5 protein-coding genes are annotated in these 4,661 nt (G+C 52.8%); 3 read left to right on the top strand and 2 right to left on the bottom strand.

What is annotated here, in order from left to right; all coding sequences use genetic code 11:
- The first annotated feature begins 383 nt into the window (after positions 1-383).
- The 3 genes from gntH (at position 384) to KOR42_RS25695 (ending at position 3,196) form a co-directional block, all read left to right on the top strand.
- The gene (gene gntH / locus KOR42_RS25705) at positions 384-1,724 is read left to right on the top strand and encodes a guanitoxin biosynthesis MBL fold metallo-hydrolase GntH (protein WP_197441616.1); all 1,341 of its coding nucleotides are present in this window, start codon (positions 384-386) and stop codon (positions 1,722-1,724) included.
- A gap of 9 nt (positions 1,725-1,733) precedes the next feature.
- On the top strand, positions 1,734-2,753 hold the full coding sequence (locus KOR42_RS25700; RefSeq protein WP_146512662.1) for a CobW family GTP-binding protein: 1,020 nt from the start codon (positions 1,734-1,736) through the stop codon (positions 2,751-2,753).
- Between the two features lie 266 nt (positions 2,754-3,019).
- The gene (locus KOR42_RS25695; protein WP_146512661.1) at positions 3,020-3,196 is read left to right on the top strand and encodes an integrase core domain-containing protein; all 177 of its coding nucleotides are present in this window, start codon (positions 3,020-3,022) and stop codon (positions 3,194-3,196) included.
- A 231-nt stretch (positions 3,197-3,427) separates the two neighbouring features.
- On the opposite strand, the gene KOR42_RS25690 is transcribed toward KOR42_RS25695, so the two are convergent.
- Positions 3,428-4,186, bottom strand: a complete 759-nt coding sequence (locus tag KOR42_RS25690) for an IS3 family transposase (RefSeq protein WP_197441613.1) — start codon at positions 4,184-4,186, stop codon at positions 3,428-3,430.
- On the bottom strand, positions 4,074-4,514 hold the full coding sequence (locus tag KOR42_RS28045; protein WP_197441612.1) for a transposase: 441 nt from the start codon (positions 4,512-4,514) through the stop codon (positions 4,074-4,076). Before KOR42_RS28045 ends, KOR42_RS25690 begins: the two co-directional genes overlap by 113 nt.
- Positions 4,515-4,661: the final 147 nt, after the last annotated feature.

Here is a 4,661-nt window from a genome sequence, read left to right as displayed (position 1 = left end):
GAATCATTTCGATCATCTCCCACTGAAGGTCAGTCAGGTCACTTGGGTACGCTTTTCGAATCGCCTCGGACACCGTGCACTCCTTTGCGTTGATGAACCGCAAAGTGTGAACAAAACCAGACTTTCACAAAACCTCAGTTTCCGGATAGCCTCTTACACCTATCATGGGCTATCTTGACGTGAGAGCCTTTACGTATTCACACGTATGCTAAACTGCGACAGCCAGCCCCTTCGATGAAATGATCGAGAAAGATGTCGGACTTCGGCACGACGCCCTTCTTAAAAAAAACTCATACAGACTGGAAATCACATGGCCAAAAAACAAAGTTCAGACGAGTTGCACCGACGGGACGTAACTCAAGGGAGCCGGACTTGCCGCGGTGGTGGCAGCGGGAAGCGCGTTACCTAACGCAGGTGCTGCTGAAACAGCCAGCAGTGGAGGCAAGAAAAACCCTTATGGCGGTGGCCCGGGAACTGGGCTTTCGTTGCCTCCATATTTCCAGCCGACGAAATATGTGAAGAACAACAATTTTTACTATCCGGGGACGGAAGACCTTGGGCCCGACGAAATGCGTGTTTCGTTCGTAGGAAGTTGTCCCTGGCCGCCAAGGCGCGATCAGGCGGGAACCTGCATCATGGTCGAGCTGGGAAACGGCCAGAACTTCTTCTTCGATCTTGGCAGTGGAGCGATGCGGAATATTGTCGCGATGGGTATTCCGCCTGCTCTTATCAACGACATTTTTATCACGCACTTGCACGTCGACCACTATGCCGATCTGCCTTACATGTTGCCATTTACTGCCAGTAGCGGGCGATTCAAGCCGCTCCGCGTAACCGGACCGTCGGGACGAAATCCGGAATTGGGTATCGGGCATGCCGTCAAGCACATGAAAGAAATGATGAAGTGGCACCTTGAGGAGTTTGACACGCTTCCTATTGGTGATGGTTATGAAGTTGAGGTCAATGAATTTAATTTCCGTGAAGAAAACGGGATTTGCTATCAAAAAGACGGTGTTACCGTACGTCACTGGCCTCGGTCACACGGAAAAGACGGAGCGTCGGCTTATCGTCTGGACTGGGAAGAGACCGGATTGTCGTTCGTATGGACGGGTGACGGACGGCCAGACGAACTAACGGCCAAATACGCTAAGGGAGCAGACGTTTTCGTCACGGAAGTTCAAAGCGACCTCGGTCAATTGATGCAACTGAAGTACGGATATCCTCAAGATCTTTACAACTTCATCATCGATACGCACCATACGCCACATTACGCCGCTGGTTATCTTTTCAAAGAAGTGAACCCGCGGATTGGCATGGTCTGCCATTTGGAATATGAGCCCTCATTGGTCAATGAGATCAGCGCTGGAATTCGAACCCATTGGGATGGACTGTTTGCCTACGGTGCTCCTGACGTCGTCGTTACGAATGTAACCAAGGACGCAGTTTGGGTGCGTGACGCAGTGCTACCGGAACTGGGCACCGTTTCCATGCCAAGCAAACCAGAGCAGATTATGGAAATGTTCGGCAAGGATGGGCAACTGCCGAAAGAAATCGTCATCCCGGAACCAAGGCTCCCAAGGGAGGAACAGCAAATCCCTTATCTCAGGGAAATGGAAATCGATCCCTCCAAGTATACTCCGGAGGACGTGAAACGCGATCTTGTGCTCGAACGGGAAGAGATCCGAATCAACGTCGAGGAAATGAAGCAGTCAAGACTGCGATAGGTCATGTTCATGGAGCCGATAGAATTAGAATCCCAGGTACCACTGACAATCCTCACCGGTTTCCTTGGCTCTGGAAAAACGACGCTACTGAACCGGATATTAAACGGCGACCATGGTTTGCGGGTCGCCGTTCTGGTCAATGACTTTGGCGCGATCAACATCGATTCCGAACTCGTTGTTGGCGTCGAAGATCAGGTAATGAGTCTTGCAAACGGCTGTATTTGTTGCACAATCCGTGATGATCTCGTGGAAACGGTTCTTGAGACGATTAACCGCCCCGAGTCACCGGAGTACATTTTGCTCGAAGCGAGCGGTGTCGCCGACCCCGGCGGCATCAGCATGACGTTCATGGACAGCGAACTTCGCGATCAGATTCGTCTGGATAGTGTGACTTGTGTCTTGGACGCTGAGCAGGCCTTTTCCCATCAGCAGTATCCGGCCATCGAATTGCTCAAACTGAAGCAGATCGGCTTCGCAGACATGATGGTCCTGAACAAGGTGGATTTGGCTGGTCCCACTCAAGTGCAGAAAGTTCGGGATTGGGCGAACGATCAGTTCAATCGACTCCGTATTGTAGAGGCGGAATATGGAAATGTCCCGCTCGAAGTGCTGCTGTCCGTCGGTCGTTTCGACCCGTCACAACTTGATTTTGACGTCGTAGAAGACTGCAGTACGGGCAGTTGTGACCACGAACATCACACGGTCGATCATTCAAAAGTGTTTAGTACGTGGAGCTACGAAACAAAAACCCCGATGGATTTGGATTGCCTCCGTGAAATGGTCAAACGAAAACTTCCAGCCACCGTTTATCGCTGCAAGGGATTTGTTCATTCGGTACAGGAGCCCGTCCGGAGGGCCATCGTCCAGTGCGTTGGACGAAGGACCGATGTCACGGTTGAAGGCGATTGGGGTGCAACGGAAATTCGAACAAGGATCGTGGCAATTGGCTCTCCTGCAGAGATGGATACCGAACAGCTGCAGATCCTGTTCGATGAATGCCGCGCGCAGTCCACTGAATCTTCCCTCTGAGAAGAGTTGAATTGTGCTGCTTTCCCCCCTCGGTCCCCGGGTAGGATGATACCCTTCATTCGCTCCAGTAGACTATTCAGTAATTTGAATACTTCGTTTCACTCCACCACTTGGAAACAGTGCTGTCTAATGTTGACCGCAAGCTCTCTGGGGTGGATTATCTCCTGGGAGAGTTTGTAGATTATTACAACCACCATCGCAGCCATATGGAACGAGATCAATTGCCACCAATTCGGGAGGTTCCTGATTATTCTTGAGGCAGTCGGCTGAGAGATGTAATTTTTGGCTGCGAAACATTTGATGACGTGCAATCCGCTCAGATGCTTGGGACGGCCTGTCGAGTTGCCTACAACGAACGACGTCCCCACAGCTCGCTGGGATACATGAGCCCGGCGGAATTCGCGCAGACGTGTACTGCTTCCGGTCGTCCTGACTGGCCGTAAATACGTAGGCGCCTTTTTCTTGTTTCACTACCGCCACATTGGACATGGTTGTGATTTCAGGTACGCCGTGCGTGGCCTGAGGTGCTTCAGTTTTACTGGACAGGTCAGTCTCTTATTTCGGTAGGGTTTTACTCATCGTCAAACTCGCCTGGTTTCGCTCAAACTCGGCCGGTGTGTCGTCGCCGATTCCTGAATGTCGTCGCTACTGATTGTAATTATGCAGGTACTCAGTCAACTCCCGTTGGCCATCGCATCGTCAGCGTAATCCACCAGCTGCAGCTCCGTTTTCAACGTCCCAAAACACGATTCCATGAACGCGTTGTCGTAACAGTTGCCCGCCCCGCTCATACTCTGACGCATCCCCGCCCGACGCAGCACGGCCCGATATTGCTTCGAGGCGTACTGACTCCCGCGATCCGAATGATGCACGAGACTCCACTGCGGTTGACGTTCTCGAATCGCTCTCCGTAAGGCGGCGATCGAGTGCTCATCCTCCATCGTTATCCCGTATTCCCAGCCCACGATTCGCCGCGAACACAGATCTAACAGCAGGCTCAAATAACCAAATCGTCTGGTCCTTAAAGGAATATAAGTCAGGTCTGCCACCCACACCTGATTGAGCGTTTTTGGTAACTCCGCATCCGCCAGCAGGTTCTCGTTGTAACCCAGTTGGTGCGCACTGTTGGTTGTCTTGGGCTGAAATGATTTTGGCTGAATCGCGCGCAACCCCCGTGTTTTCATGAGCCTGGCGACTCTCGTGACGCCGCACGCCAAGTCGCGGCGGCTGAGTTCCACCGTGATCCGACGCGCCCCGTAACGCCGTCCATGCTGCCAGAACACCTCCTCAATGATTGGCGCCAGACGGGCATCGTCTTGCTCAAGACGCGTCTCGTGTTCGCCGCACCAGGCTGCATATCCCGAACGGCTCACGCCCAGAACCTGGCACACCTGCACGCCCGAAAACCCCTCGCTGATCACGAGCTGGTCCACTGCAGTGTACCCGTCTCTCACCCGTCCCGGCCAGGGTGTTCATGCGTCGGCTGCGAGCAGCCGACGCAGCACAACGCTTGTCGAACCGATGGTTCGCAAAACAACACCGTAAGATGTCTCTTTCTCGTTCCACGCGTTGCAACTCACGCTCCAGATCCCGGACGCGCGTCTCCAGTGTGGCTGCCGTCTTGCCAGCCTGACCGATTAACTCGCGTTTCCAGCGATACAACAGATTCGTTCCCGACAAGCCCAGCCGCTCGGCAATCGAAGCGGCCGTGTGACCATCCAATAACATCTGCACGGCTTCTTCTTTGAACTCTTTGTGCATTGTTGAAAACATCTCTGGAATCTGAGATGAGAATGCGCTAAAATCTGGTGATGAGTGATTCCCCACGAACGAATGTGTTGTTGGAAGTGGCAAAGCTGTCGCTTCGGATTGGACGCAAGTATGTCGAGCCGTATTCGCATGCGAAGA

The organism is Thalassoglobus neptunius (genome assembly GCF_007859735.1).
In the GTDB taxonomy this organism is placed as follows: domain Bacteria; phylum Planctomycetota; class Planctomycetia; order Planctomycetales; family Planctomycetaceae; genus Thalassoglobus; species Thalassoglobus neptunius.
This window is presented reverse-complemented; position numbering and strand designations above follow the sequence as displayed.

Excerpts from the sequence above, each read along its gene's own strand:
- KOR42_RS25700 (WP_146512662.1), top strand. The coding sequence starts at position 1,734 with ATGGAGCCGATAGAATTAGAATCCCAGGTACCACTGACAATCCTCACC.
- KOR42_RS28045 (WP_197441612.1), bottom strand. The coding sequence starts at position 4,514 with ATGCACAAAGAGTTCAAAGAAGAAGCCGTGCAGATGTTATTGGATGGT.